Here is a 23,782-nt window from a genome sequence, read left to right on the forward strand (position 1 = left end):
AAGTTTAAGAACTCAATTTATCTTGCAGGGCTTTTAAAGCCTGTTCACGGTCATCAAAATGAATTTTTTCGGTACCCAGAATTTGATAATCCTCATGACCTTTACCAGCAATGAGAACAAGATCTTGTGAGCCAGCATTCTGAATCGTTTCCGCAATCGCTTCCGCTCTATCCAGGGTCACCGTTAACGCAGCTCCACTAGGAATTCCACTCAGAACATCATCCAGGATTTGTTGAGGATTTTCTGTGCGTGGATTATCAGACGTCACCACCACCCCATCAGCAAGCTCTGCCGCAATCGCAGCCATCTGCGGACGCTTGCCACGATCCCTATCACCACCGCAACCAAACACACAAATCAGTTTGCCGTCCGCGAAAGGACGACAGGCCTTCAAAGCGCTGCGCAATCCATCTGGCGTGTGGGCGTAATCCACCAAGACCGTGGGCAACGCTGCCCCCTTTGAGGTCACAACAACCCGTTCCATCCGACCAGGAACGCCACCGAATGTGCTGATAGCTTCAAGGAGCGGCTCCAAAGGGAGACCTTGCTGAAGCAAGGCCCCTACGGCCTGCAACAGATTCATCACATTGAATCGACCCAGCAGTGGGGAGTGAAACGAGCCCTCACCAACCGGACTCAACAGGCGGCCTTCAACCCCAGACGAGCCCATCACCAAATCTGACATCGTCAATTCTGCGGGAACTGAGCCCTCGGACAACGAACTCCGCCAACAACGATCGCCCAACCGCTCCGCCAGTTGTTTGCCCCAAGGGTCATCCACATTCACGACAAATTGAGCGCCACGATCAGCAATCAGAGGTGGGGCAAGCGGTGAGGCAAACAGGCGAGCTTTGGCTTCGAAATAAGACGCCATCGTCTCGTGGTAATCGAGATGGTCCTGGGTGAGATTGGTGAACACAGCGCCAGAAAAGCGGCATCCAGCCACCCGATGCTGATCAAGGGCGTGGGAACTCACCTCCATGGCCGTGATCTCAGCGCCAGCGGCACAGGCCTCCGCGAGCTGAGCCTGCAGCCGATCAGCCACAGCGGTGGTATGAGTTGCGGTCACGCTATGGCCAGGCCAGCGATTCAGAAGGGTCCCAAACAGAGCAGAAGGACGTCCGCAAGCCGAACTCAAATGTTCAATCAGATGCGTCGTGGTGGTTTTGCCATTGGTGCCCGTAACCCCAATCAAGCCGATGCGATCACTGGGGTAATTCCAAAAAGCTGCTGCCAGCTCACCAGCCCAAAGAGCAACTGGATCAGGCACCACCACCACGGCGTCGCTGTGTTCAGGAGGCTTAGCAGCAGCAGCGGCTGAGCCAATCAGTACAGCGGCAGCGCCATCAGCGAGAGCATTAGGCCAAAAGCTGCCTCCATCGACCATTCCGCCGGGAAGACCGATGAACAAACTCCCAGGACCCACGCCACGTGAATCACAGGTGATCGATTCGATCACGACATCGACCAAGCCCTGGGGGACAGGCAAACCCACCGAATGAAGCAAGGCGTGGAGTGTCTGGGTCATCGCTGGGGCACCACAGAAGGGTTTTCTAATCCGAACCTGCCCCAGTGGAGCAGACCCGCTGCAACCAGTTGCGCAATCCATCCCCACTCAGTCTGGGGGAAACGCGAGGGAGCTCGGTGTCCTCCAAGACCAAAACGGGCACCTCGAGGTCATAACGCGCGCGCAATAACGCTGGACATTCGGGTGAATCAATGTCCACCACAACGAGCTGTAGGGGATGGACGCTTCGCTCAAGATTGAGGTCTCGCAAGCGCTGTTCCAGCCCCTCACAGAGACAACAACCAACCCTGCTGTAGAGCAACAGTCGCCGGGAATCAATCGGGGACGGGGTCACAGCCGCAGGGGGTAAAGGGATGGCAACGCAGCAACCGTCTCAGAGTGAGCCAACCGCCCCTCCAGGGACCATGGCGCTCAATCGCCTCAAGACCGTAGGCACTACATGTTGGGATGAAACGACAGCGAGGGCCGATCAAAGGGGAAATCCAACGCCGATAAAAACTGATCAGCGCAAGCATCAGCGCGCTTACCAACCGATTGAGGGGATGCGTGCTGCCGGCAGATAGGATGTTTAATTCGTGCATGCGATTCCGCGGTGCGGGCCACAAACCCAGCATGACGGATTCTCGCTTGAGCGCGAACCATTTCATCCCTTCTTTCCTATGTCCAGATACCGCGGCCCTCGCCTGAGGATCACGCGGCGCTTGGGAGACCTCCCTGGTCTCACCCGGAAGGCCGCAAAACGGTCCTATCCACCCGGTCAGCACGGCCAAGCCCGTCGCAAGCGCTCCGAATACGCAATCCGCTTAGAAGAGAAGCAAAAGCTTCGCTTCAATTACGGCGTTTCCGAACGTCAACTTGTGCGCTACGTGAAGAAAGCGCGTGCTCAGGAAGGTTCAACAGGAACCAACCTGCTCAAGCTGCTCGAGAACCGTCTCGACAATGTTTGTTTCCGCATTGGATTTGGTCCAACCGTGCCCGGCGCACGCCAATTGGTGAATCATGGCCACGTCACCGTGAATGGACGGGTCACTGATATCGCTAGTTATCAGTGCAAGGCAGGTGATGTGATCGCCATTCGCGAACGCAAGTGCAGCAAACTGCTCGCTGAAGCGAATCTTCAATTCCCAGGATTGGCCAACGTGCCTCCCCACCTTGAACTCGACAAACCCAAGCTGAGCGCGAAAGTGGTTGGCCGCGCTGAGCGCGAATGGGTGGCCCTTGAGATCAACGAACTGCTAGTGGTTGAGTACTACTCCAGAAAAGTCTGAGGTTCAAGCCCAGATTTCGATCTGGGACTGTTCTCAATCCATGTCTATTCCTGTTGGCCTTGGAGATCAAGCCAGCAGGATTTTTTATGCCCACACACACCTTTCAAGCCAATCAAATAATTTTCTAAGTATCGCCAAATCCATTCGACTTTTTAGATGATTTCTTCTTCTTTGCCTTTGTAACGGAAGCAGGAAGCTTTTCAAGAGGTTGATCATCCTTAAAGAAAACTCCATCCAGCCATACTGTAATGATGTAAACAACGATCAAAACCGGAATCAACACAGCCCATTGATTGGGAAATTCATAGGGGATCTGCTGAACACCAAAAATCGCCAAATAGCCCGTAATTAAAGTAAATATAAATCGGCGGATACTGGCTTGATTCAACTGAAATTCTCAATTAAACAGAACTATAACGCTAACCCCACAAGACTCCTCAATAATCACAATATTTTTCGCTATAACCATTTTCTTTCATCAGTTATCAACGCTTTCAATGGGGCACACTCTTGCTCACACAGTCCTGACTCTCAGCAGAGATCGAACATTCGGGATCCTTTTTGCCGTACTGACTAGGCTCTCGCATCGCCCAGTACTCATCGACAACGCCAAGCAAATAAACCATGGCTTTTTTAAGTGATTTCCTCAGACCCATGGAATTGACCCTTTTCAAGTACTGTGGCAAACAATTGCTGGTCGTGCAATCAATGACACACAACCCTTTGCACTGAATAACGAGAGCGCACCCACGGGCGAAGCCACTGATATTCAAAAATCCAACCCTGGTTACTACAATCATTTCCCTGCAACAAAGCGTTTGAACAAAATGATTAAAACCAGGCCAGTCCTTCCGGCCGATCTCTTTGATCAAGCACTCTCCAAGGCCTCACTCACAGAAGAGGAAGAGGCATTCATCGAATTTGTGAGATATACAGGAGTGATCGACGAATTAATATTAAGGAAAGGTTTATCGCTACCTGCAAAACCTCCTGCCCTCTGCAGGCTTTCAGACATCTGCGAAAGAATCGGAGCCATCATTCCTGATCATTTCAGCGCTGCAATGGAATGGTCAGCAGAGCAAAGTGAAGACAAGATTGCCTGGAAAGGAAACTTGATTTGCAACATCGCCTTCAACAGTGATGGAATCGAACTTTCGCCCAATGCCGGAACAACCTTGTACCACACCTATGTTGTGCATCAAGAACTATTTATCGGTTTGGGGTTTTAGTCCCTAACCACACAGCATCTCATTCATCGCTCAACGTCTTGATTCGAGGAATCAAGAAAGTTTTCTTACATTCAGCGAATCAGAGTCGCCTTGAAAAAGCCAAGACCTAGCCCCATTCCCTTGGGCTTATCCTCCAGAAATGTGATCGCCAATTCAAAATCCATCAAGCCTTTCTCTTCAATAAAATCTCGTGGAAGTTTGCCGCTTCGTTGATCGAGATAACGCCCATGAATCTTTTCTTTGTTCTTACTTAAGAAGTCAACAATCTCCTGAAGCACATGATCACGCCATTCATCCTTGTCACTTTGCTGCACCTGGCTTTCCTTCATGATGCATTCCAACAACCTTTGAACGCTAAGACGCCCTGAGGCAAACCATCAAGCCTGCGGGAAGGCATAGTCATGGGCATCACACAACCTCCAGCCGCCGTCACGATCAAGCTCCAGAACAGAGTCGTGAAAGGGCAGCAAAGTAGACCGATGTCCCACACTCACATACCCAGCGCCAGCATCACGGAGTAGCTGATACACCGCCCGTTCCGTTGGGATGTCTAACGCGCTGGTGGATTCATCGAGAAGCACAAATTTCATCTTGGCCCGCAAAACCCTCGCAAAGGCAATTCTCTGCTGCTCTCCCACAGAGAGCACTTTTGGCCAATCAATGAACGCCTCTGATGACTCAAGGGTCTGGTGAACGGAAGAAAGAGAGACCGAGTCGAGCAGTGTGTACATCCGCTCCTGGTTGAGATCCAACTCAACATCTGGATAGAGCAGCTGTTCGCGCAAGGAGCCTGAAAACACATAGGGCTTCTGCGGAACAAAGATCACCCCCTCTCGAAATCCCCGTGATGCCACCACTCCAGAAGCGGGAGGCCAAAGGCCGCTGAACATCCGCAGCAACGACGTTTTCCCACATCCCGATGGACCCACAACAAGAAGACGACTCTCCTGATCGAGATCGATGCTGAGGTTTCGCACCAATGTGCGCTCTTCGGATGGAATCTTCAGCGTGGCGGACTCCACATGAATCATCACCCCAGGAGCTAGCAGATTGGCTTCGGGAGCTGAATGCGATGCAGACAAGGAAGGGCCAGTCTCGAGATCACCTGCGCTGAGATCGAAACCATGACCAATTTCAGTTAGACGTTGGCCATTGGAAAGCAAATTGGCGATATCAGGGAAATTATCCACAACAAAGCTAAAAGCTCGCGTCACAGACCCGAATGCCATTGATACTTGAATGAAAACCCCATACTCAATTTCGCCCTTAAAGTAAACAGACCAAAGCAAAAGATAAGGAGCCAGGTAGGTAAAATTCCTGAATGCAACCGAAATAGACCTTACCACTGAACTGAATCGAATCACACGATATTGATTTCCAATGGCGGCAAATAATGCATCTATACCTCGCGCCCATTCGCTCCTTTCACCGCCGTAGAAAGCAATCGACTCAGCATTATCTCGAACACGCGTCAAAGAGTAGCGGAAATCAGCATTTAGCATCAATTGAATATAATTCAATTGAACAAGTTTCTTGCCAACAAAAGCAATTAGACCAGTCGTGAAGACCGCATACACCACTACATATAAAAGAATCCACGCATCAATAGTAATCAAGACTACGGCGAAACTTGCAGCCGAAACAAAAGATTCAACCAGCTCAAAAAACAACTCCGAGCTTTTCTCTGTGAACTTTTCAATATCTTGCGCAATCCTTTGATCAGGATTATCAATCGGAACGCCATCAACTGAGCCAGTAGAGCTCAGCCGGTAGAAAAATCTCCCGCCCAGATAACCACCAAAAAAGCGTAGGGTCATCGCTTCACGCCAAAAATTAGCAAACGCACTTCTGGTAAAGCTATAGACATAAATCGCCGGAATAAAAACACACAACAAGACAAAAATTTGAACCAATCCCCTACGAGAACCCGCAACATCTCTAGCTACGAATGAATTGGTCAGATCCCTTAAAAAGTAAGTTATAAGAACCGAGAGTGCGCTTACAACCAACAAAAACCAAAAAATAACCAGTACATACAACCAAGCCACACGCCGACGGGTATCCATCCCCCGAAGAGGCCATGCAGCGAAACCAGCCGCCATAACGGACAACACCGTAAGCACAGCTAAGGCGCGGCTATTCACAAGCCAGCCAGCAAAATCAACCATCACACTCAGACCAGTGATCAAGTCGGCTGGAAGGAAATGAGTGATCAGACCATTCGCAATGAAAATGGTCCAGGCTGATAAGCCAAGGGAGACAGCAATCACCGAGCTCATCAGAGCGATAAACAGCTGTAGCGAGCGCCGATCTGTGCCATTCACGAAAAAAGGCAGCAACAACTGCCTTAGATCTTTCGTATTCGTTGCGCCCATCAACACTCCTTCACCGATCCTCATCTTGAAGGCCAGCCAGCCCCTTCAACATCCCTTCAACAAAGGTCCGTTGAATAGCCTTGCTATAGATCGCATCAACGCCTTGCAGCGTCCTGTCCCAGAACCGGCGACAGCCACCCGGGCCATTCACCACGGCGAAAGCTTCGCGAGCGAAACCGGCACGGTGATGCCACCCATCTACGCCACCTCTACGTTTGAGCATGGCAATCCAGGCGGATTCGATTACACCCGCTCGGGCAACCCCAACTTCCGCATTCTTGAAACGGTGTTGGCCTCCGTAGAGGCGTGTAGCCATGCCACGGTGTTTGGTTCAGGGGTCAGTGCGATCACCGCGATTGCCTCCACCCTGAGCCAGGGAGATTTGGTGCTCTGCGAGGAGAACCTCTACGGCTGCACCGTGCGCTTGTTCGAACAGGTGTTTGCCAAGTTTGGGGTGCGCACCGAATGGGTGGATTTCACCAACCCCGAGGCGGCAGCCCGCATCATTGAGCGGCAGCCAGCGATGGTCTGGCTGGAGAGTCCCACCAATCCACTGCTCAAGGTCATTGACCTCGATGCGGTCTGCAGCGCTGCCCGCTCCGCGGGCGTCCCCGTCGTGGTCGACAACACCTTCGCGACCGCCTTGGTGCAACGTCCTCTGGAACTCGGCGCCACCCTGTCCCTCACCAGCACCACGAAATACATCAATGGGCATTCCGATGCCCTCGGTGGTGCGGTTTGCACCGATGAGCCCAGCTGGCACCAAAAGATGGTGTTTGCCCAAAAAGCATTGGGGCTGATGCCCTCACCCTTCGACTGTTGGCTGATCACCCGAGGCATCAAAACGCTGCCTCTGCGCCTGAACCAACAGATGGCGAATGCCGCTGCGGTGGCAGATCATTTGGCATCCCATCCCGCCGTGTCGTGGGTGCGCTACCCAGGACGAGACGATCATCCACAGAGGGCTGTGGCCTCGCGCCAGATGAAGGGAGGCGGAGCGATCGTGACGATTGGATTAAATGCGAGCCGTGAACAGGCCTATGCCGTGTGTAAAGCCCTGCGTTGGTTCACGATGGCCGAAAGCCTTGGCGGAGTTGAGAGCTTGATCTGCCATCCAGCCACCATGACCCACGCCGCCGTTTCTGCCGAGATCAAAACAGCCTTAGGAATCAGCGACGGACTGATACGTCTATCGCTTGGCTGCGAAGACATCACGGACCTCTTGATCGATCTTGACCACGCCCTCAGCCTGCTTCCGTGAGTCCCCGCGATCTCCTGCGCAATCCCTGCTGGCAAGGCGAGGACCTCGGCCATCCCTTGCCTGACAGCACCCACGCCGTATCGGTGGCCTTACCGCGCTGGCGCGACGTCATCGCCTACGAAGACAACGATCCGCAATGCCGCTCGCAATTACGAGCGTTTTATCCACGTTTTGCGCTCCATCCTTTGGTTGCGGAGGTTGCCCGCAAAACCCTAGCGATGCTGCCAGCCGGCATGACTTCGGCTGGATCCAGTGCTTGGCCCTACCCCAACAGAGCTGCCGCCCAGCTCGCCCAGGACCATTGCCATGGGGTGGCTCCCCATGCTTCCACCCAAATCGTGGATCAACTCGGACTCGCCGTCTTGATTGCCAACGCTGAAGCAAGCCCCCATGCCAAGGCTTTCTGGCAACACGCTGGTTTAGGAGCCTCGTCGCGACGGGCCGCGATCAGCTTGAACAAGGAAGCAGCACCAGCAGCTGGGAGCGCTGATCAAGCCCAGGCTCTTGTGATCGAACGACTGGCCGCCATCTATGGGTGTGAATCCCAGCAATTGAGCCTGCATCCCTCCGGGATGGCTGCTCTGCACACCGCTCTTCAATGGGTCACGGCATTGCGCCCCGGACGCCCCACCCTGCAAATCGGCTTCCCTTACGTGGATGTGCTGAAACTGCCTCAGGTGGTCTTTGCCGGCAGCGAACTGCTCCTCGACAGCAGCAGCGCAGCCGTAGAAGCCGCTCTTGATCGCATCGATCCAGCAGCTGTGATTGTGGAACTACCCAGCAATCCACTTCTTCAGTGCGTGGATCTCTCCACCCTCGCCCGCCTAGCCCACGACCGAGGGATTCTAGTGATCGCAGACGACACGATCGGCTCTTGCTTGAACATCGATCCCCTGCCTCACGCAGACCTGATCTTCAGTTCCCTCACCAAAAGTTTTGCCGGCCGTGGTGATGTGTTGTCTGGATCCCTGGTCGTGAGCCCTTGGTCCCCATGGGAGCAAACCTTCCGAGAGCAGCGATCAATCACAGGGTTCGTCGCCCTTGGCGATGCCGATGTGATCGCCCTGGAACAAGGAAGCCGCGATGTCCAAGCACGCGTTCCCCAACTCAATCGCCATGCCCAAGCCTTAGCCGCGCGGCTCAACCGCCACCCGGCAGTGGCTCGCGTGTATTACCCCGATCAATGCGCCAACTTCCATAGCCTCCTGCGCCCCGGTGCCGGACATGGTTGTCTGCTCTCCTTTGAACTCAAGGGCGGTAGCGATCAAGCCCAAGCCGTTTACGACGCGTTGTCGGTATGCAAAGGGCCAAGCCTGGGCACACCGTTCACCTTGGTGTGCCCCTATGTGCTTTTGGCTCACTACGACGAGCTGGCTTGGGCTAAGGACTGCGGCGTTCCCGCTCACCTCCTGCGCGTCTCGGTCGGACTCGAACAGCCTGAGGAGCTTTGGCAACGGTTTGAACGCGCCCTGTCTCGTTAGGCCACTAAAAACGCAGACGCAAACTCGCCAGAACGGCTTGAGATTGAAGATCAATCTGAGTGCCAGCTATCTCGAGAACCGAGTCGCAGATAGGGGCCACGCCACTGCTCCTCAGACTCTGCCCAAGCAGCAGCAGGGGAGATAGCAATCAAAGCGCATGTCAAAAACGACGCGTAGCAGGTTTTCATCGGAAACCCAGACAGTTTTCATCGGAAACCCAGCTGTTGATCTGGTCGGCTTAGCCAAACCCACATCAACAGACGCCGAAGTCTTAAAAGGGCCTGAAGCTGGAATCAAGTGCCAGTGATGGCAATTAAATTTCTAGAAAATAATTCCAGCCTCATGTCCCGCGTCTACGCCGACAACAGCCAAGCCATCGGCAACACTCCGCTCGTTCGCCTCAACCACGTCACCAAGGGTTGCAAAGCCACGGTTTTGGCCAAAATCGAAGGCCGCAACCCCGCCTACAGCGTGAAGTGCAGGATTGGCGCCAACATGATCTGGGACGCTGAAAAGCGCGGTGTTCTCAGCGAAGGCAAAACCATCGTGGAGCCCACCTCAGGCAACACTGGCATTGCCCTGGCCTTCACTGCGGCAGCTCGGGGTTACAAGCTGATCCTCACCATGCCGGAATCGATGTCGATTGAACGTCGACGGGTGATGGCCGTGCTTGGTGCCGAACTGATTCTCACGGAAGCCGCCAAGGGCATGCCTGGCGCCATCGCCAAGGCCAAGGAAATTGCTGATAGCGATCCTGCCAAGTACTTCATGCCTGGGCAGTTCGATAATCCCGCCAACCCAGAGATCCACGAGAAGACCACTGGGCCTGAGATCTGGAGTGACTGCGATGGAGCGATCGATGTCTTGGTCGCCGGCGTTGGCACCGGCGGCACCATCACCGGCGTCTCGCGTTACATCAAACAGGAAAAGGGCAAGGCCATCACCTCGGTAGCCGTGGAGCCAAGCCACAGCCCTGTGATCACCCAAACCATGAATGGCGAGGCGCTCAAGCCAGGCCCCCACAAAATTCAAGGCATCGGCGCCGGCTTCATCCCCAAGAATCTCGATCTCTCTGTGGTCGATCGCGTGGAGCAAGTCACCAACGAGGAATCGATCGAAATGGCCCTGCGTTTGGCCCAGGAGGAAGGCCTGCTAGTAGGGATTTCTTGTGGCGCCGCAGCCGCAGCGGCCATTCGCCTCGCCCAACAGGATGAATTTGCTGGCAAAACGATCGTGGTGGTCCTACCCGACCTTGCCGAGCGTTATCTCTCCTCCGTGATGTTCGCCGATGTGCCCACCGGCATCATCGAACAACCCGTTCCTGTCTGATCAACACGTTTTAGATCAACACCTTCGCGAATGAGCGTTGTGATGCCCCGTCTGAGCACGGGGCTTTTTCATGTGCCCACCAAAAGGCTCCTTAGGCCGTACCTCCAGGACGTGCATCGCAAAGCACCGCCTCAGGAGCAATCCACATGGCATCGCCATAGGAATAAAAGCGATACATCTCCTCGATCGCTGCGGCATAGATCTGAAGCAACGGGTCGCGACCAATCAGGGCGCTCACAAGAAGCAACAGGGAGCTCTTGGGAAGGTGGAAATTTGTGAGCAAACCTTGCACAACTTGGAAGCGATAGCCGGGCTGAATCACGAGGTCCACAGGCCCCTTCAAGGGCTGCAGACTCCCTCCACCCGCAGCAGCTGCCGCCTCCAGTGCGCGCACACTCGTGGTGCCCACGGCAATCACCCGGCCGCCGCGAGCTCTACAGGCCAAGACCGCTTCCACCACTTCAGGGCGCACCTCCACCCATTCACTGTGCAAGGTGAGATCCTTCAGATCCTCCGTTTCTACCGGCCGAAAGGTGCCTAATCCCACATGCAAGGTCACATGGGCCAAAGCGACACCCCGCTCAGCAATCGCCTCTAGTAAGGCATCGCTGAGATGCAATCCCGCCGTCGGAGCGGCGACCGCTCCTGGACGGGTGGCGTAGCGGGTTTGATAGCGCTCTTGATCCGAGCTGTCATGTCGCGTGATGTAAGGAGGAAGCGGCACTTCTCCGTAACGCTCCAACAGTCCTTCGAGTGCAAGCGCATCCACGCAATCCGGAGGAAACTGCACGATCCGGCCGCCGCTGGCAGCATCGTTTGCCAGCACGGCTAAGGACAACGGTTCTTGCTCCAAGGCCTCGAGCCAAAGCTGATCACCAGGCCGCATGCGTTTGGCAGGTCTCGCTAAACACAACCACCTCCCCTCGCCACGGGGCTCGAGCACGAGCAATTCACCCAAACCACCGCCACTGCGCCGCACCCGAAGACGGGCTTTCAGAACGCGGGTGTCATTCACCACCAAAAGATCGCCAGGTTGCAACTCCTGCTGCCAGTCCCAAACGCGTTGATGCCTCAGCTCAGACAGGGAGCTCCCTGCAGGGGGCACCACCAACAGACGCGCATCGTGCCGCGGCTCCACCGGCGCCTGCGCAATCCTTTCTTCCGGCAGAACGTAGTCATACGAGCTGAGCTGGAGATCGCGTGAGTCAGGCATGATCTGGCTCCACCACAACATCAGCCCATGCTGCCCGCACGAAGTCACCTGGAGTCCCGGCGGTCGGGATGTAGTACCTCACCATCGAAAACACGCGACTTTTGCCATCAGAAAGAGCACGAAACAGGTTGAAAGCCCTCTGGTTCAGGAGGGTTTGATCCAGGTGATCCCTCGGAATGACAAATGGCATCACAACCGTTGTGCACTGCTCAGGATGAAGCTGCTCCTGATCCACAACAAAATCACAAAAGGGCTGCAGGAGAGAGCTGAATGGACTCTCAAGCAATTTGAGCTCCAAGGCGCCTGTCTGAGATCCCGCTAGACGATCCCATTCCTGACTGAGTTGACCCGCTTCGTCTTGATCAACCACCACCATCACAGCCGTGACCTGATCGGCAATCGAACAGGCATAACGCACGGCTTCAAAAGAGGGCTGATTGAGACCACCAAGCCAAACGATGGCCTGATGGCATGGCGACGCATTCGGCTCTAGGTAAAGAGGCTCCATGCCCTGATCAGGCGCCAATAAAGCCTGCACCTCTCGAGAGCGCTTGCGAATCAAAGCGAGCCCCCACACCACCAGGGGCAGAGCAATCACCACCGTCCAGGCGCCCTCTGTGAACTTGCTCACGATGATCACCAACAACACCACGAACGTGGAGAAGGCACCCAAGGCATTGAGCGCCATCCGCCCCTGCCAACCCGATCCACGCAAGCGCCACCAATGCAGCACCAATCCCAGCTGCGACAGCGTGAACGCCGTAAACACGCCAAGGGCATACAAATTGACCGCCACGGTGGTGTCTCCCTGGCAGATCCAAATGATCAACGCCGACACCGCCAACAGAACGCCAATGCCGTTCTGATACACCAAACGGTCTCCCAACCAGCGCATCTGCGGCGGCAGGCAACGGTCTTCCGCAAGCATCGCCGCCAACAGAGGAAACCCAGCAAAGGCCGTATTGGCGGCCAAGACCAGAATCAGCAGGGTGGAGAGTTGCAACAGCCAAAACAAGAGGCTGCCGCTGCCAAACACACGAACACCGATCTGAGCCAAAACGGTGACTTGAGGATCTGGGGCAACGCCGTACATGAAGCCCAGGCCCGTCACGGCCAAAAGCATCGATGCAAGCAATCCACCCATCACAAGCAGCGTCACGCGGGCATTGCGCGCTGCGGGTTCACGAAACACCTGCACGCCAGTGGAGATGGCCTCAATCCCGGTCATCGCCGAACAACCAGAGCTGAATGCGCGCAAGATCAAAAACAGCCCTAAGGGCTGCAGAGCGGCCTCCAAAGGCGGCGGCTCCGGCGTCCAGCCATGGTGCAAGTTGAGGTTACTCACCCCAACAAGGGTGAGCAACAGGATCATCACCACGAAGACATAGGTGGGAATCGCAAAAACCCTGCCCGCCTCACGAAGGCCCCGCAAATTGGCCCAACCCACCAGAGCCAGCAGCAGGAGGGACAACGCCAACTCATGGGGCAGCAACGAGGGCAGCAAAGACGACAGGGCCTGGGTTCCAGCCATCAAGCTCACGGCGGCTGTGAGCGTGTAGTCGATGAGAAGGGCTGCCGCGGCCACGAGGCTGACGTTGCGTCCCAAGTTCTCACGAGCCACCACGTAAGAACCGCCGCCATTGGGATAGGCGGAGATCGCCTGCCGATAGGACAGCACCACAATCACGATCAACGCGATGATCGCCAGGGTGATGGGGAGCGACTGCTTGAGGGCCGAACTCCCCGCCAGGATGAGCACCCCAAGCGATGCCTCTGTGGCGTAAGCCACAGAGGAGAGAGCATCCGACGAGAGAATCGGCAAAGCCTGCAGGTTGGGCAGTCGCTCATGGGCGACTTGAGCCCGAGGCAAGGCTCGGCCAATCAGGCGTGACAGCAACGAAGCAGCCAACACAGCTGCGGCTTACAGAGCCAAACTCTCCGGACGCGTATCGATGAGCTCCGCCAGATCCTTGAGGAAGGCAGCACCGTCAGCGCCATAAATCACCCGGTGATCAGCAGTGAGGTTCACCTGCATCTGACGCTTCACAGCGATGGAGCCGTCTTTGCCTGCCACCACGGTGGGACGAGATGCCGCAACAGCCAGGATCGCGCCGGTGCCAGGGGGCAGGATGGCATCAAAGCGATCCACTCCAAACATTCCCAGATTGGAGAGGGTGAAGGTGCCGGTGCTGTATTCCTCCGGCTGAAGCTGCTTGCTGCGGGACCGCTTTACAAGATCCCCCCACTGACGCGACAACTCATACAGATCGGTGCGATCGGCATTGCGCAACACAGGCGTAATCAATCCGCCGTCTTCCATCGCCACGGCAACAGCCACATTCACCTCAGCCGGATAGCTCATGCCAGAGGCCGTGGTGGCGGCATTCACCTGCGGATGCCGTGCCAAGGTCACGGCCACGGCTTTGGCCAGAAGCGCCGTCATCGTGACGCCCTTGGGCTTCACCTGCTTGTAAAACGCATCGAGCTTGTCGGTGGTGATCGTGTATCCAACGCGGAAACAGGGCACCGCCAAGCTGGCTTCCATGTTGCGGTTCACGGCCGCCTGAAGGGTATTGAAGGCCACGGTGTCGCCCGGGGCCCCAAAACTGTTCCCCGCGGGAGCCGACGGTGAAGCGGCGCCCGTGGCACCAGCCACAACAGCGGCTGACGTGCCCTCTCCCACTCTTGGTGGGGTCACCGGACGCCCGGCCGCCTTTTCAACGTCTTCCGCCTGAATACGACCATTGGGGCCAGTGCCGCGCAGACCGGCAAGGTCCACGCCCATTTGGGAGGCCAGCTTGCGCGCCCGAGGACTCACGATCAAGCGTCCATTGCTCGCGGGTGCTGCCACGGGAGCTGAGATGGGAGCGGGAGCCGCCACGGGCGCTGGGGCAACGGGTGCCGCAGGAGGTGCCGGAGCAGGAGGTGCCGCAGCGGCTGGGGCGGTTGGCGCAGACGCTGGGGATGCTGAAGGGGCTGCGGTGGGGGCTTTGGCCTTGGCGTCCGCAATCTCTGCTTCCGTCTCAACGATCAAGCCGATCGTTTCCCCCACGGGGGCCGTGCTTCCCGCAGGCATCAACACGGCAGCCAGGTAGCCCTCCTGAAAGGACTCCACATCCATATCGGCTTTGTCTGACTCAACAACGAGAACGGATTCGCCTCGGGCCACCTTGTCTCCGGGCTGTTTGAGCCACTCCACGATTTTGCCCTCCGTCATGGTGGAGCTGAGGGCAGGCATGAAAATGTCGTGGGTTGCCAAAACCGTCTCCAGAAGAGCTAATCAGACAGATTTTACGGCCCGGGTCAGCCCTGATCGATCGACTCGATCACGCCATCGCGCACTACGAGAGAGACCTGCATCTTGCTGACCAAATTATCGCCAACTTTGACGTCGCAAAAGCTATCGAGTTGACCCTGTTCAACGATCTGATCCAGCTCTAGCTCACGAACTTGAGCCTGTTGTTGCAGCAGGTTTCGCTTTTGTTCCTCGAGCTCTGAGCGCTTGGCTGCCACCTGCTGCTGCACCTGTGCCACCTGATCCTGCACGCGGGGGTCGAGCGGATTCGCACTTTGACGACGCACTTCGTCCACCACTTGCTGTCCCTCTTGCTCCAGCTGGGCAAGCTGCTGATCCGTGGTGGCGATGCCATTGCTCAACTCGCGCTCAGCCTCCTCCTTCCATGAGGGAGTCACCACCGCACGAATGGTGATCGAGCGCTTAATCGTGAGGGTGTTGCCGTCCGACATAAAATTAATGACGTGGAGCCAAGGGTCCCAGTCCAGTGGCTGCAGGTCAACCCAAATCAGGGGATGCAGGTATCAGCATCTATTCAGCTTCCGTAAAGAGCGTTAATCGACTCCCGGTCACGCCCGCTGATCCGATCGCGACGCTGCTTCAAGGTCTGCGTGAGCAAGCCGTTTTCAATCGTGAATGGCGCCACCAAAACCACACCCATCACCCGTTCATCCGAGCGGGCTCCAACCCGCAAACTCAGCAGACGATTCAGTTCCCCACGCAGCAGACGCCGCAAGTCTTGATCGCCTGGAGTCCCCCCAAGATCAGCCGGCAAACGGAGACCCTGCTCTGCCCCCCAGGCCAACATCGCTTCGAGGCGCGGCACAACCAAGGCCGCCAGCTGGCGTTGATCTTGACCAACAAGCATCACCTGTTCAATCAAGGGGCTTGAAACCAGCTCCTCCTCCAAAGGTGCCGGCTCAATGTTTTCACCGCTGCTGAGCACGATCGTGTCCTTGGCACGCCCCGTCAGGACCACCGAACCATCGGGCAAGAGCATGCCCAGATCACCGGTATCAAACCAGCCATCGGCATCGAGCACTTTTGCTGTGGCCTCTGGACGACGCAGATAGCCAGCCATCACCTGGGGGCCGCGCACCAAAACAACACCACATTCACGAAACCCGAGCGGCTGACGCGTCTCAGCATCCACGATCCGGAACTCCGTATCCGGCAAGGGCTGGCCTGAACTTCCGCGAATGTTGCGCCATGGACGCCGGCAACTCACGACCGGGCTGGTTTCAGTGAGGCCATAGCCCACCAACAACTCAATCCCCACCGCCTCAAAAAAGGAATCCACATGAGGAGCGATCGCTCCTCCTCCATTGATGGGGAAGCGCAGCTGACCACCACTGAGCTGCAACCTCAGCTTTGGCCAGATCAGCTTGGATGCCAGCGCATGGGCGGGCCAGCGTCCGGCAGATTTCAAGCGCGCCATCATGCGCTGACGGCGACCCAGGGGCATCAGCATCAGGTTGCGACGCTGACGCCGGGCCAAGCAATAGGCACTGCTATTGGCGAGCGCCGCGCGCAGCAGGCGCTGCCTGGAGGCAGGAAATGTTTTGAGGACATCCTCAAACCCGGCTTGCACCGCCTCCCAAAGACGCGGCACCGTGACCATCACCACAGGCTTCACCCTGGGGAGATCACGTTTGAGCTGTTTGATCGTGGTGTAGCTCTGCGAACAGGCGCAGGAAAAGAAGTAATACTCCGCACTGCGTTCATAGGCATGCCAGATCGGCAACACGCTGAGAACGGGAGCTCCGGGCTCTGGGCGAGCGACGCAACTCAAGCTGCGCATCTGATGCAGCAGGTTGGCGTGAGTGAGCGGAACGCCCTTGGGCTGACCGGTGGTTCCAGAGGTGTAGAGGATGGTGGCTGTTGTGCTTGCAGCGCTGGCGGCATCTCGGCCAGCGTCTGGATCCGGTGCCTGTTGCCCGGCTCCAGCCGCCAAAAGATCAGCCCAAGTGATCACGTCTGGATCCACAGCATCGCCCTCGAGCTGCAGCACAAAGCGCAGCTGGCTGCGCAGCTGATCAGGCAATTGCAGCCGTTGCCATAGGTCCGCGTTTTGAACCACCAAAGCCACGGCCTTGGCGTCTTCGAGGATGTAGCGCAGCTCCTCGACAGGAGCCGAGGCGCCACGCACCGCATCGGCCGCACCAGCGCGCATCAAACCCTGATCAGCCATCAGCCAGCGAGGACTGTTTTCGGCAAACAGTCCCACCACATCGCCCTCACGAATCCCCAAGGAACGAAACCCTGCTGCTGCCGTTGCAATCCGTTGCGACAACTCCGCGTAGGTGAAATGCTCCGGATGGGCGGCATGGGGAGCATCCACAGCCAACAGCGCTCCATGGCGTTGCTCAAGCCAGGGCCAAAGTTGATCCACGCGCCCCAGGCCTTGCACATGCTGCTGACGGGCGAGTGATTTCAACTCCCAAGGCGTTGGTCGCCAGCTGGCCTGTGCAAACGAACCCACAACGTTGTTTTCAGCTTGCGCCTAGGAGTACCACCCAGAATCAAGACCAGCAAGGTCGCACCAGCTGAGGGACAGACGCTGGGCCAGTGCATCCCGCAGCAGTGGCTGCACGACCGCAGGGGTGATGCCAGGAATCCAATGCTGCAAACGATCCACCGGACGATCGGAAATGCCACAGGGCACAACCTGTGCAAACCCTTCCATGCCGCACGACACGTTGAAAGCAAGGCCGTGCTGCGTGATCCAGCGACGACATCCCACCCCGATGGCCGCCACCTTTCGCCCCTCAAGCCAAACCCCCGTGAGGCCTGAGATGCGTTGCCCCGTCAAGCCCAATGCCGCCAACACATCGATCACCACCTGTTCGAGCTGATGCATGTACCAATGCAGATCGGGTTCACGCCGGCGCAGGTCCAACACCGGATAGACCACCAACTGCCCTGGAGCGTGATGGGTGACCTCCCCGCCACGATCGATGCGATGCAGGGGCGCTGGCGGATGGTCTGGCTCAAAGCGCAAGTGATCCTCCGTCGCTCCCCGACCAAGGGTGAAGCAAGGCGGATGTTGAAGAATCCACACCGCTTCTCTGTCTGAGCCTTCCGCAGCAAGCAATCGCTGCTGCCAGAGTCGTTGCCACTCCCAGGCCTGGAGAAACGGCACGGGCGCAACCGGCTCAAAAAGAAATGCCGCAGACCGGTTTCCTGCGTCTGGGGCAGTTAGTAGGTTGCCGGTAGAACCAGGCAAAGGGGACCGCCATGAAGCTTCTGATCCATGGTCGCAATTTGGATGTGACGCCCGCACTGCGGGAATACACCGAAACAAAACTGGAACGGGCCATCCATCACTTCGACGACCTCGTCAAGGAAGCAGATGTGCACCTATCCGTCGCCAGAAACCCCCGGGTGCCGCAACAAACCGCTGAAGTCACCGTGTTTGCCAACGGCACGGTGATCCGCGCCCAGGAGAGAAGCGAAAACCTTTACGCCAGCATCGATCTGGTCGCGAGCAAGCTGGCGCGCCAGCTGCGACGGTTCAAGGAACGCCACAGCGACCATGGCCATCGCACCACCCCTACGGCGGCGAATGACGTCCTGCTCACGGAACGTCCCACGGAAGACTCCCTGCTCGAAGGGAAAGAAGCGCAGCTCCCAAGCCCAGGCATTCGGCGCAAATATTTCGCGATGCCAGCGATGAGTCTCGAAGAGGCACGCCATCAACTCGAGATGATCGACCACGACTTTTACCTCTTCCGAGACAAAGAAAGCGGTGAGCTCCAGGTGATTTATCACCGCAATCACGGTGGTTTTGGCGTAATCCAAGCGCGGAATTAAGGCCAGTGCTTGCCCCACAACGATGACCGCGTCGCCGCGTCAGCGGGAGCTTCCTGAGCTCCCGCCCTTGATCCATCAAGCCGTTTTAGATCCACTCTTGGACGAGGAGGCCCTGCACAACCTTTGCGATGCGGGAAGGTTGCTGGGCTTCGGGGGGCTCTGCACCAGCCTCTGCCACCTGGAAGCGGTCCGAAATCGCATTGGACCAAGCGGTCGTCTTCGCCTGTTCGCCGTTGTGGACTTCCCCTTCGGAACGATTCCAGCGGAGCTCAAACGGGCGCAGGCGGAATGGGCCGCAGCCAGGGGAGCGGATGCCCTTGATGTGGTGCCAAACCTCGCTGCCATCACAGCGGGGCGGGCGGAGGCCTATGCGGAAGAACTTGCAAAAATTTGCGATCTCGGCTTACCGGTCACGGTGATTTTGGATGTCAACCGCTTGCCGCCAGAGCGGCTGAGCTTGGCTGTCGAAGCCGCCATCGATGCCGGTGCTGCGTGCCTGCAAGCAGGCAACGGATTTGGAGCGGCCACCACTCCGCTGCAAGTGCGCAAGCTCAAGGAACTTGCCAGGGGGAATTGCGCCATCAAGGCGGCCGGGGGCATTCAACGGTTGGAAACGGCCCTGGATCTTGTGGAAGAGGGCGCCACAGCCCTGGGAACCAGCCATGGCCCAGCGTTGATTCAGGCTCTCCGGCATCCGCAATGAGCCCGGAACGGCGAATCGAAGGATTGGCCTTAAAGGTGGGCCCCCTCGGAGAGCACGACAGGCTGCTCACCCTGCTCAGCGATGACGTCGGCCTGATTCGCCTGGCCGTTCCAGGGGCGCGTAAACCTCGCAGCAGCCTGGCGGCAGCGGTTCCCCTCACCACCCTGGAGCTGCAGGTGGGAGGACGCAGCGGCCTGCTTCGGGTGCGCCAACTGCGGGTGCAACACAATTTCGGCAACGTGGGCCAACGATTGGAAACGCTCACAGCCGCCCAGGCTCTGTCTGAGCTTTCGATCTCGTTGGTCGCTGGAGATGATCCCGTACCCGGAATGCTCAGTGTGGTCTTGATGCATCTCGAGCGTCTCGAGCTGCTGGCGAGGAATCAGGGTGAAGCTCAACGTGAAAGCGCTGAGGGCGAGCGTGTAGATCGAACCCTGGCAACGCTTGTTCAGGCCTGCGTTCACCTGCTCGCACTAGGCGGCTACGGCCTGCCTCTGCAAACGTGTTGCCGCACTGGAGCCGCCCTCTCTCCACCGATCGGGAATTGGGACTGGCGCTGCAGCCTGCTGGCGGACGAAGGTCTGGCCATCGGTGCGCAAGCTGGAGCAGCCATCCAGATCAACCCCTCCGAACTAGCCCTGCTTCAGCGCTTAACGCGGCTTGAACTGCCGGAACGCCAAGACGGCGGCTTGATGGGACCCAGAACCGTTTGGCTCAGACTTTTTACCCTTTTGGAGTGCTGGTGCCGCGTGCATCTCCCAAGGCCCGTACGCTCCTTTGCCATGGTGAAAGAGGCTGTTCACGCTACGGCCAGTGGTGGGCGATCATGATCCGGCGAATGAACACATTTTGAGCGGCCCCTCCCTAAATAGTCCGGACCCGGCCCTGCCCACGAGCGCCAATCCCGAAGGTCGCCGCGGCCTTCAGGCCGTGATCCATTTCGATGGCTTCCGACGCCTCTGGGTCGGCCAGATCTTCTCCCAACTTGCGGACAAGTTCTACATCGTGTTGATGGTGTATTTGATTGCCCAGTACTGGGTGACCAACACGCCGGATAGCAATGGCGCCCTTGCTGAAATCGCCTCTGCGATTCGCATGGATTTCGAAACGCGAGCCCAACGGATCACCTTGCTGGCTACCGGCATCTATGTGGCCAACACCATCCCAGCGATGGTGCTCGGATCCGTGGCGGGGGTGTGGGTCGACCGCTGGCCCAAACGCAGGGTGATGGTGGCCTCCAATGGCCTAAGGGCGCTGCTTGTGCTGTGCACTCCTCTGTTCCTGATCCCTGGGCCGCACTGGTTTGGGCTGAGCTGGGGATATTGGGCCCTGTTGGTGATGACCTTTCTTGAATCGGTTCTCACCCAGTTTTTCGCCCCCGCTGAGCAAGCCTCGATCCCACTGCTGGTGCCCAGAGAACACCTGCTGGCCGCCAACTCCCTGTATCAAGCCACAAGCATGGGGGCCACGATCGTGGGCTTTGCCCTAGGCGATCCAATCCTGCGAGGACTCAACCACCTGCTTCAAACGGTGGGCATCAACGGCGGCGAATTTCTGCTGCTTCCGTTCTGTTATGGGATGGCAGCCATCAGCCTGAGCACCATCCAGATGCGCGAACCGCCGCGAAAGGACAGCAGCGAATCGGTCTGGAAAGAAATCGTGGCAGGCATTCAGGTGCTTCGAGAGCAGTCATCTGTCCGTGGAGCGATGGTGCATCTCGTGGTGCTCTACAGCCTCCTAGCCGCGCTGTATGTGCTGGCGATCAGCCTGGCGTCTGCCATCCAAGGGTTAGGGCCAACAGGCTTCGGCACCCTGCTGGCGATGAGCGGACTCGGGATGGCCATTGGCGCGGTGCTGGTGGCCCAAATGGGCCATCGCTTCAGCCGTCGTCGCCTCGCCGCGGCCGGACTGGGCACGATCACCTGGTGCCTGATCATGCTTGGCCAACTGCGCGGAAATCTCAGCACCACCCTGCTGTTGTGCGGCGTCTTGGGCATTGGTGCCGCTCTCGTTGCGATTCCGGCTCAGACCACCATTCAAGAGGACACCCCTGAATCGCAGCGGGGTCGGGTCTTTGGGCTACAAAACAACCTGATCAACATTGCTCTCAGCCTGCCCCTGGTTCTGGCCGGTGCCCTGGTGAGCAGCATTGGCTTGATCCCGGTGCTCTGGGTGCTTGCGGCCCTGTCTCTCGCTGCCGCTCTATGGGAGCGCCCTTGGGAGCGCTGCTAACTTCAGACTCGGCTTTGAAACGGTGCCAGTGGCTCACATTGCCTGGCTCGGCAAAAAAACTCCGTTCTGCGGCAATGTCACCTACGGGCTGAGCACGACAGAGGCCCTGAAGAAACGCGGCCATCAAACCAGCTTCATTCATTTCGATAACCCTGGCGCCCCCGGCAGTAGCAACACGTCGTTGCTGGCCCACGACCCGGATGTGAGCCTGCCCTACCTGGTGAAGTCTCAGGTGTACACAATCCCCTCCCCTAGGGCCCAGAGGGAGTTGCGTGAGTCCTTGAAGAGGTTGCAGCCCGATGTCGTGCACGCCAGCCTCACCCTCTCCCCCCTCGACTTCAGGCTTCCGGAGCTTTGCCAACCCTTAGGGATTCCGCTGGTCGCCACCTTTCATCCCCCCTTTGATGCGGGCTTGCGCAACCTCACAGCGGGCACGCAACAGCTCAGCTACCAGCTCTACGCACCTGCTCTCTCCCGCTACGACCGGGTGATCGTCTTTTCCGATCTTCAGGCGGAAGTGCTGAACCGTTTAGGGGTCCACGAAACGCGCCTTGCCGTCATCCCCAATGGCGTCGATCCCGAGCGCTGGTCTCCCGCCCCGAGCCATCCCGTCTCGATCAGCAAGGAACTGCATACCGTGCGCTCTCGCCTTGGTGATCAGCGCATTTTTCTGTACATGGGACGGATCGCAACCGAGAAAAATGTGGAAGCGTTGTTGCGGGCTTGGCGACTGGTCAAGCCAGCCGGCTGCAGGCTCGTGATCGTTGGGGACGGCCCCCTGCGCAGCACCCTGCAAAACGTCTACGGCAACGGGATCGGGGATCTGCTGTGGTGGGGCTACGAAGCCAATCTCAATACCCGCATTGCCCTGCTCCAATGCGCTGAGGTGTTCGTGCTCCCATCCCTGGTGGAGGGGCTCTCCATTGCCCTTCTCGAAGCCATGGCCTGCCAATGCGCCTGCGTCGCCACGGACGCTGGAGCGGATGGAGAAGTGCTGGCGGGTGGAGCCGGCATCGTGCTCAGCACGCAGGGGGTCACCACCCAGCTCCGCACCTTGCTGCCTGTTCTCCGTGATCAACCTCTGCTCACCCAGGAGCTAGGGCGGCGAGCGCGTGAGCGGGTCATGGAGCGCTACCGGATGGTGTCGAATATCGATGCTCTGGAAGCGCTTTACGACACCCTGATCGCCGAGAACCCTGTAGCCGCTTAAGCCAGGGTTAGTTAGCCATCCCCCGACCATGCTGCGTAGCAGCGATCACGGCTTCAATCAAGGCCGAGCGCAACCCCGCTTTTTCAAGCTGACGCAACGCCGCCATGGTGGTGCCACCCGGAGAGGCCACCATGTCTTTGAGCGCAGCGGGGTGAAGCTGTTGCTCATGCAATAAGGCGGCGGTTCCAGCGAGGGTTCGGTGGGCCAAATGATGGGCCTGAGCCCGAGGCATGCCCACGGCAACAGCACCATCGGCCATCGCTTCCGCCATTAAGGCCACATAGGCAGGGCCAGAGGAGGTGAGCGCAAGAAAAGCATCAAGCCGTTCTTCAGGAAGCTCGAGAACCTCACTGACAGGTTCAAAAAAGGAACGCACTTGCCGCTTCTCCTGATCAGAGACGCCATCCCCCCAGGCCAAACCCGTGAGTCCCTGTCCCACCAGGCAGGGGGTATTGGGTACGGCACGCACACAAACCCGGCCAGGAAACAAATCCTGGAGCCGTGCCAAGGGAATCCCAGCCAGCACGGAGATCAAAAGGCTTGAACCCGACTCAGGCATGGCTGATCGCGGGGGCGCTGACGCAGCGACTGCATCGAGCATCTGGGGCTTGACGGCCAAAAGCTGAACCGATGCCCCCCAAGCATCTGTTGCAGCAGGATCAGCGGCCGCAACGATCTTCACGCCAGAAGGAACGCGCTGAGACACCGTTGCCACAGAATCCTGACGACCAACAACCGCAATCACCTGATCAGCAGGAATGAGTTCCTGTTCAATCAGGGGAATCACGAGGGCCTGAGCCATCCGGCCCAGACCGATCACACCAAAGGCAAAGGGCACTGAGGTC

At 57.6% G+C, this 23,782-nt stretch carries 23 protein-coding genes; 10 read left to right on the forward strand and 13 right to left on the reverse strand.

Annotated features, from left to right (window positions below):
- Window positions 1–4: 4 nt before the first annotated feature.
- The 3 genes from SYN8016DRAFT_RS12105 to yidD are packed head-to-tail and all read right to left on the reverse strand — an operon-like array spanning window position 5 to window position 2,109.
- Window positions 5–1,528, reverse strand: coding sequence for a UDP-N-acetylmuramoyl-L-alanyl-D-glutamate--2,6-diaminopimelate ligase (locus SYN8016DRAFT_RS12105; protein WP_006854706.1), 1,524 nt, complete (start codon window positions 1,526–1,528; stop codon window positions 5–7).
- A 25-nt stretch (window positions 1,529–1,553) separates the two neighbouring features.
- The gene (locus SYN8016DRAFT_RS12110; protein ID WP_006854707.1) at window positions 1,554–1,862 is read right to left on the reverse strand and encodes a glutaredoxin family protein; all 309 of its coding nucleotides are present in this window, start codon (window positions 1,860–1,862) and stop codon (window positions 1,554–1,556) included.
- The gene (gene yidD / locus SYN8016DRAFT_RS12115; protein ID WP_006854708.1) at window positions 1,843–2,109 is read right to left on the reverse strand and encodes a membrane protein insertion efficiency factor YidD; all 267 of its coding nucleotides are present in this window, start codon (window positions 2,107–2,109) and stop codon (window positions 1,843–1,845) included. Before yidD ends, SYN8016DRAFT_RS12110 begins: the two co-directional genes overlap by 20 nt.
- A 78-nt stretch (window positions 2,110–2,187) precedes the next feature.
- Here yidD and rpsD point away from each other — a divergent pair, with 78 nt between their 5' ends.
- Window positions 2,188–2,796: a 30S ribosomal protein S4 gene (gene rpsD, locus SYN8016DRAFT_RS12120; protein ID WP_006854709.1), complete on the forward strand. Its 609-nt coding sequence runs from the start codon at window positions 2,188–2,190 to the stop codon at window positions 2,794–2,796.
- 124 nt (window positions 2,797–2,920) lie between these two features.
- On the opposite strand, the gene SYN8016DRAFT_RS12125 is transcribed toward rpsD, so the two are convergent.
- A complete protein-coding gene (locus SYN8016DRAFT_RS12125; RefSeq protein WP_038014737.1) occupies window positions 2,921–3,184 on the reverse strand; it encodes a hypothetical protein in 264 nt (87 codons plus the stop codon).
- Between the two features lie 439 nt (window positions 3,185–3,623).
- Here SYN8016DRAFT_RS12125 and SYN8016DRAFT_RS12135 point away from each other — a divergent pair, with 439 nt between their 5' ends.
- Window positions 3,624–4,025, forward strand: coding sequence for a hypothetical protein (locus tag SYN8016DRAFT_RS12135; protein ID WP_006854711.1), 402 nt, complete (start codon window positions 3,624–3,626; stop codon window positions 4,023–4,025).
- A gap of 71 nt (window positions 4,026–4,096) precedes the next feature.
- Here the strand turns inward: SYN8016DRAFT_RS12135 and SYN8016DRAFT_RS12140 are convergent, their stop codons facing one another.
- Entirely contained in the window at window positions 4,097–4,354 is a 258-nt protein-coding gene (locus tag SYN8016DRAFT_RS12140) for a hypothetical protein (RefSeq protein WP_006854712.1), read from the reverse strand.
- A gap of 48 nt (window positions 4,355–4,402) precedes the next feature.
- Window positions 4,403–6,193 carry an ABC transporter ATP-binding protein/permease gene (locus tag SYN8016DRAFT_RS12145; protein WP_159098331.1) on the reverse strand — a complete coding sequence of 597 codons (1,791 nt, stop codon included), beginning with the start codon at window positions 6,191–6,193 and terminating at the stop codon, window positions 4,403–4,405.
- 310 nt (window positions 6,194–6,503) lie between these two features.
- On the opposite strand from SYN8016DRAFT_RS12145, the gene SYN8016DRAFT_RS12150 reads away from it, so the two are divergent.
- The 3 genes from SYN8016DRAFT_RS12150 to cysK all read left to right on the forward strand — a co-directional run bounded on the left by SYN8016DRAFT_RS12150 (window position 6,504) and on the right by cysK (window position 10,471).
- Entirely contained in the window at window positions 6,504–7,661 is a 1,158-nt protein-coding gene (locus SYN8016DRAFT_RS12150; RefSeq protein ID WP_038014792.1) for a PLP-dependent aspartate aminotransferase family protein, read from the forward strand.
- On the forward strand, window positions 7,658–9,142 hold the full coding sequence (locus SYN8016DRAFT_RS12155) for a PLP-dependent transferase (RefSeq protein WP_006854715.1): 1,485 nt from the start codon (window positions 7,658–7,660) through the stop codon (window positions 9,140–9,142). The genes SYN8016DRAFT_RS12150 and SYN8016DRAFT_RS12155 overlap by 4 nt, the downstream gene beginning before the upstream one ends.
- A 342-nt stretch (window positions 9,143–9,484) precedes the next feature.
- Window positions 9,485–10,471 carry a cysteine synthase A gene (gene cysK, locus SYN8016DRAFT_RS12160; RefSeq protein WP_038014794.1) on the forward strand — a complete coding sequence of 329 codons (987 nt, stop codon included), beginning with the start codon at window positions 9,485–9,487 and terminating at the stop codon, window positions 10,469–10,471.
- 91 nt (window positions 10,472–10,562) lie between these two features.
- Here cysK and queA read toward each other — a convergent pair whose 3' ends face one another.
- The 6 genes from queA to lipB all read right to left on the reverse strand — a co-directional run bounded on the left by queA (window position 10,563) and on the right by lipB (window position 18,205).
- Window positions 10,563–11,684, reverse strand: a complete 1,122-nt coding sequence (gene queA, locus SYN8016DRAFT_RS12165; RefSeq protein ID WP_006854717.1) for a tRNA preQ1(34) S-adenosylmethionine ribosyltransferase-isomerase QueA — start codon at window positions 11,682–11,684, stop codon at window positions 10,563–10,565.
- Window positions 11,677–13,596 (reverse strand): APC family permease, encoded by a 1,920-nt coding sequence (locus tag SYN8016DRAFT_RS12170; protein ID WP_006854718.1) that lies wholly within the window; start codon window positions 13,594–13,596, stop codon window positions 11,677–11,679. Before SYN8016DRAFT_RS12170 ends, queA begins: the two co-directional genes overlap by 8 nt.
- Window positions 13,597–13,605: 9 nt before the next feature.
- The gene (locus SYN8016DRAFT_RS12175) at window positions 13,606–14,922 is read right to left on the reverse strand and encodes a dihydrolipoamide acetyltransferase family protein (protein WP_006854719.1); all 1,317 of its coding nucleotides are present in this window, start codon (window positions 14,920–14,922) and stop codon (window positions 13,606–13,608) included.
- Window positions 14,923–14,987: 65 nt separating this feature from the next.
- On the reverse strand, window positions 14,988–15,431 hold the full coding sequence (locus SYN8016DRAFT_RS12180; protein ID WP_006854720.1) for a YlqD family protein: 444 nt from the start codon (window positions 15,429–15,431) through the stop codon (window positions 14,988–14,990).
- Between the two features lie 83 nt (window positions 15,432–15,514).
- Complete coding sequence (locus SYN8016DRAFT_RS12185) at window positions 15,515–17,461, reverse strand: AMP-binding protein (RefSeq protein WP_006854721.1); 1,947 nt, start codon at window positions 17,459–17,461, stop codon at window positions 15,515–15,517.
- A 21-nt stretch (window positions 17,462–17,482) separates the two neighbouring features.
- On the reverse strand, window positions 17,483–18,205 hold the full coding sequence (gene lipB, locus SYN8016DRAFT_RS12190) for a lipoyl(octanoyl) transferase LipB (protein WP_038014740.1): 723 nt from the start codon (window positions 18,203–18,205) through the stop codon (window positions 17,483–17,485).
- 11 nt (window positions 18,206–18,216) lie between these two features.
- On the opposite strand from lipB, the gene hpf reads away from it, so the two are divergent.
- Genes hpf through SYN8016DRAFT_RS12215 form a run of 5 tightly spaced genes read left to right on the forward strand, consistent with a single transcriptional unit; the run spans window position 18,217 to window position 22,937 of the window.
- Complete coding sequence (gene hpf / locus SYN8016DRAFT_RS12195; protein ID WP_006854723.1) at window positions 18,217–18,792, forward strand: ribosome hibernation-promoting factor, HPF/YfiA family; 576 nt, start codon at window positions 18,217–18,219, stop codon at window positions 18,790–18,792.
- 22 nt (window positions 18,793–18,814) lie between these two features.
- Window positions 18,815–19,495, forward strand: a complete 681-nt coding sequence (locus tag SYN8016DRAFT_RS12200) for a hypothetical protein (RefSeq protein ID WP_006854724.1) — start codon at window positions 18,815–18,817, stop codon at window positions 19,493–19,495.
- Complete coding sequence (locus tag SYN8016DRAFT_RS12205) at window positions 19,492–20,325, forward strand: DNA repair protein RecO (protein ID WP_006854725.1); 834 nt, start codon at window positions 19,492–19,494, stop codon at window positions 20,323–20,325. The genes SYN8016DRAFT_RS12200 and SYN8016DRAFT_RS12205 overlap by 4 nt, the downstream gene beginning before the upstream one ends.
- Window positions 20,309–21,727 (forward strand): MFS transporter, encoded by a 1,419-nt coding sequence (locus tag SYN8016DRAFT_RS12210; protein WP_006854726.1) that lies wholly within the window; start codon window positions 20,309–20,311, stop codon window positions 21,725–21,727. Before SYN8016DRAFT_RS12205 ends, SYN8016DRAFT_RS12210 begins: the two co-directional genes overlap by 17 nt.
- Window positions 21,728–21,755: 28 nt before the next feature.
- Window positions 21,756–22,937, forward strand: coding sequence for a glycosyltransferase family 4 protein (locus SYN8016DRAFT_RS12215; protein WP_038014796.1), 1,182 nt, complete (start codon window positions 21,756–21,758; stop codon window positions 22,935–22,937).
- Window positions 22,938–22,944: 7 nt separating this feature from the next.
- Here the strand turns inward: SYN8016DRAFT_RS12215 and proC are convergent, their stop codons facing one another.
- Window positions 22,945–23,775 carry a pyrroline-5-carboxylate reductase gene (proC, locus tag SYN8016DRAFT_RS12220; RefSeq protein ID WP_006854728.1) on the reverse strand — a complete coding sequence of 277 codons (831 nt, stop codon included), beginning with the start codon at window positions 23,773–23,775 and terminating at the stop codon, window positions 22,945–22,947.
- Window positions 23,776–23,782: the final 7 nt, after the last annotated feature.

The organism is Synechococcus sp. WH 8016 (genome assembly GCF_000230675.1).
Classification (GTDB): Bacteria; Cyanobacteriota; Cyanobacteriia; order PCC-6307; family Cyanobiaceae; genus Synechococcus_C.

Coding starts and splice junctions, on each gene's coding strand:
- SYN8016DRAFT_RS12205 (WP_006854725.1), top strand. CDS start 19,492: ATGAGCCCGGAACGGCGAATCGAAGGATTGGCCTTAAAGGTGGGCCCC.
- SYN8016DRAFT_RS12145 (WP_159098331.1), bottom strand. CDS start 6,193: ATGGTTGATTTTGCTGGCTGGCTTGTGAATAGCCGCGCCTTAGCTGTG.
- cysK (WP_038014794.1), top strand. CDS start 9,485: ATGTCCCGCGTCTACGCCGACAACAGCCAAGCCATCGGCAACACTCCG.
- SYN8016DRAFT_RS12200 (WP_006854724.1), top strand. CDS start 18,815: ATGACCGCGTCGCCGCGTCAGCGGGAGCTTCCTGAGCTCCCGCCCTTG.
- hpf (WP_006854723.1), top strand. CDS start 18,217: ATGAAGCTTCTGATCCATGGTCGCAATTTGGATGTGACGCCCGCACTG.
- SYN8016DRAFT_RS12180 (WP_006854720.1), bottom strand. CDS start 15,431: ATGTCGGACGGCAACACCCTCACGATTAAGCGCTCGATCACCATTCGT.
- SYN8016DRAFT_RS12105 (WP_006854706.1), bottom strand. CDS start 1,528: ATGACCCAGACACTCCACGCCTTGCTTCATTCGGTGGGTTTGCCTGTC.
- yidD (WP_006854708.1), bottom strand. CDS start 2,109: ATGCACGAATTAAACATCCTATCTGCCGGCAGCACGCATCCCCTCAAT.
- SYN8016DRAFT_RS12140 (WP_006854712.1), bottom strand. CDS start 4,354: ATGAAGGAAAGCCAGGTGCAGCAAAGTGACAAGGATGAATGGCGTGAT.
- queA (WP_006854717.1), bottom strand. CDS start 11,684: ATGCCTGACTCACGCGATCTCCAGCTCAGCTCGTATGACTACGTTCTG.
- SYN8016DRAFT_RS12175 (WP_006854719.1), bottom strand. CDS start 14,922: ATGCCTGCCCTCAGCTCCACCATGACGGAGGGCAAAATCGTGGAGTGG.
- SYN8016DRAFT_RS12135 (WP_006854711.1), top strand. CDS start 3,624: ATGATTAAAACCAGGCCAGTCCTTCCGGCCGATCTCTTTGATCAAGCA.
- rpsD (WP_006854709.1), top strand. CDS start 2,188: ATGTCCAGATACCGCGGCCCTCGCCTGAGGATCACGCGGCGCTTGGGA.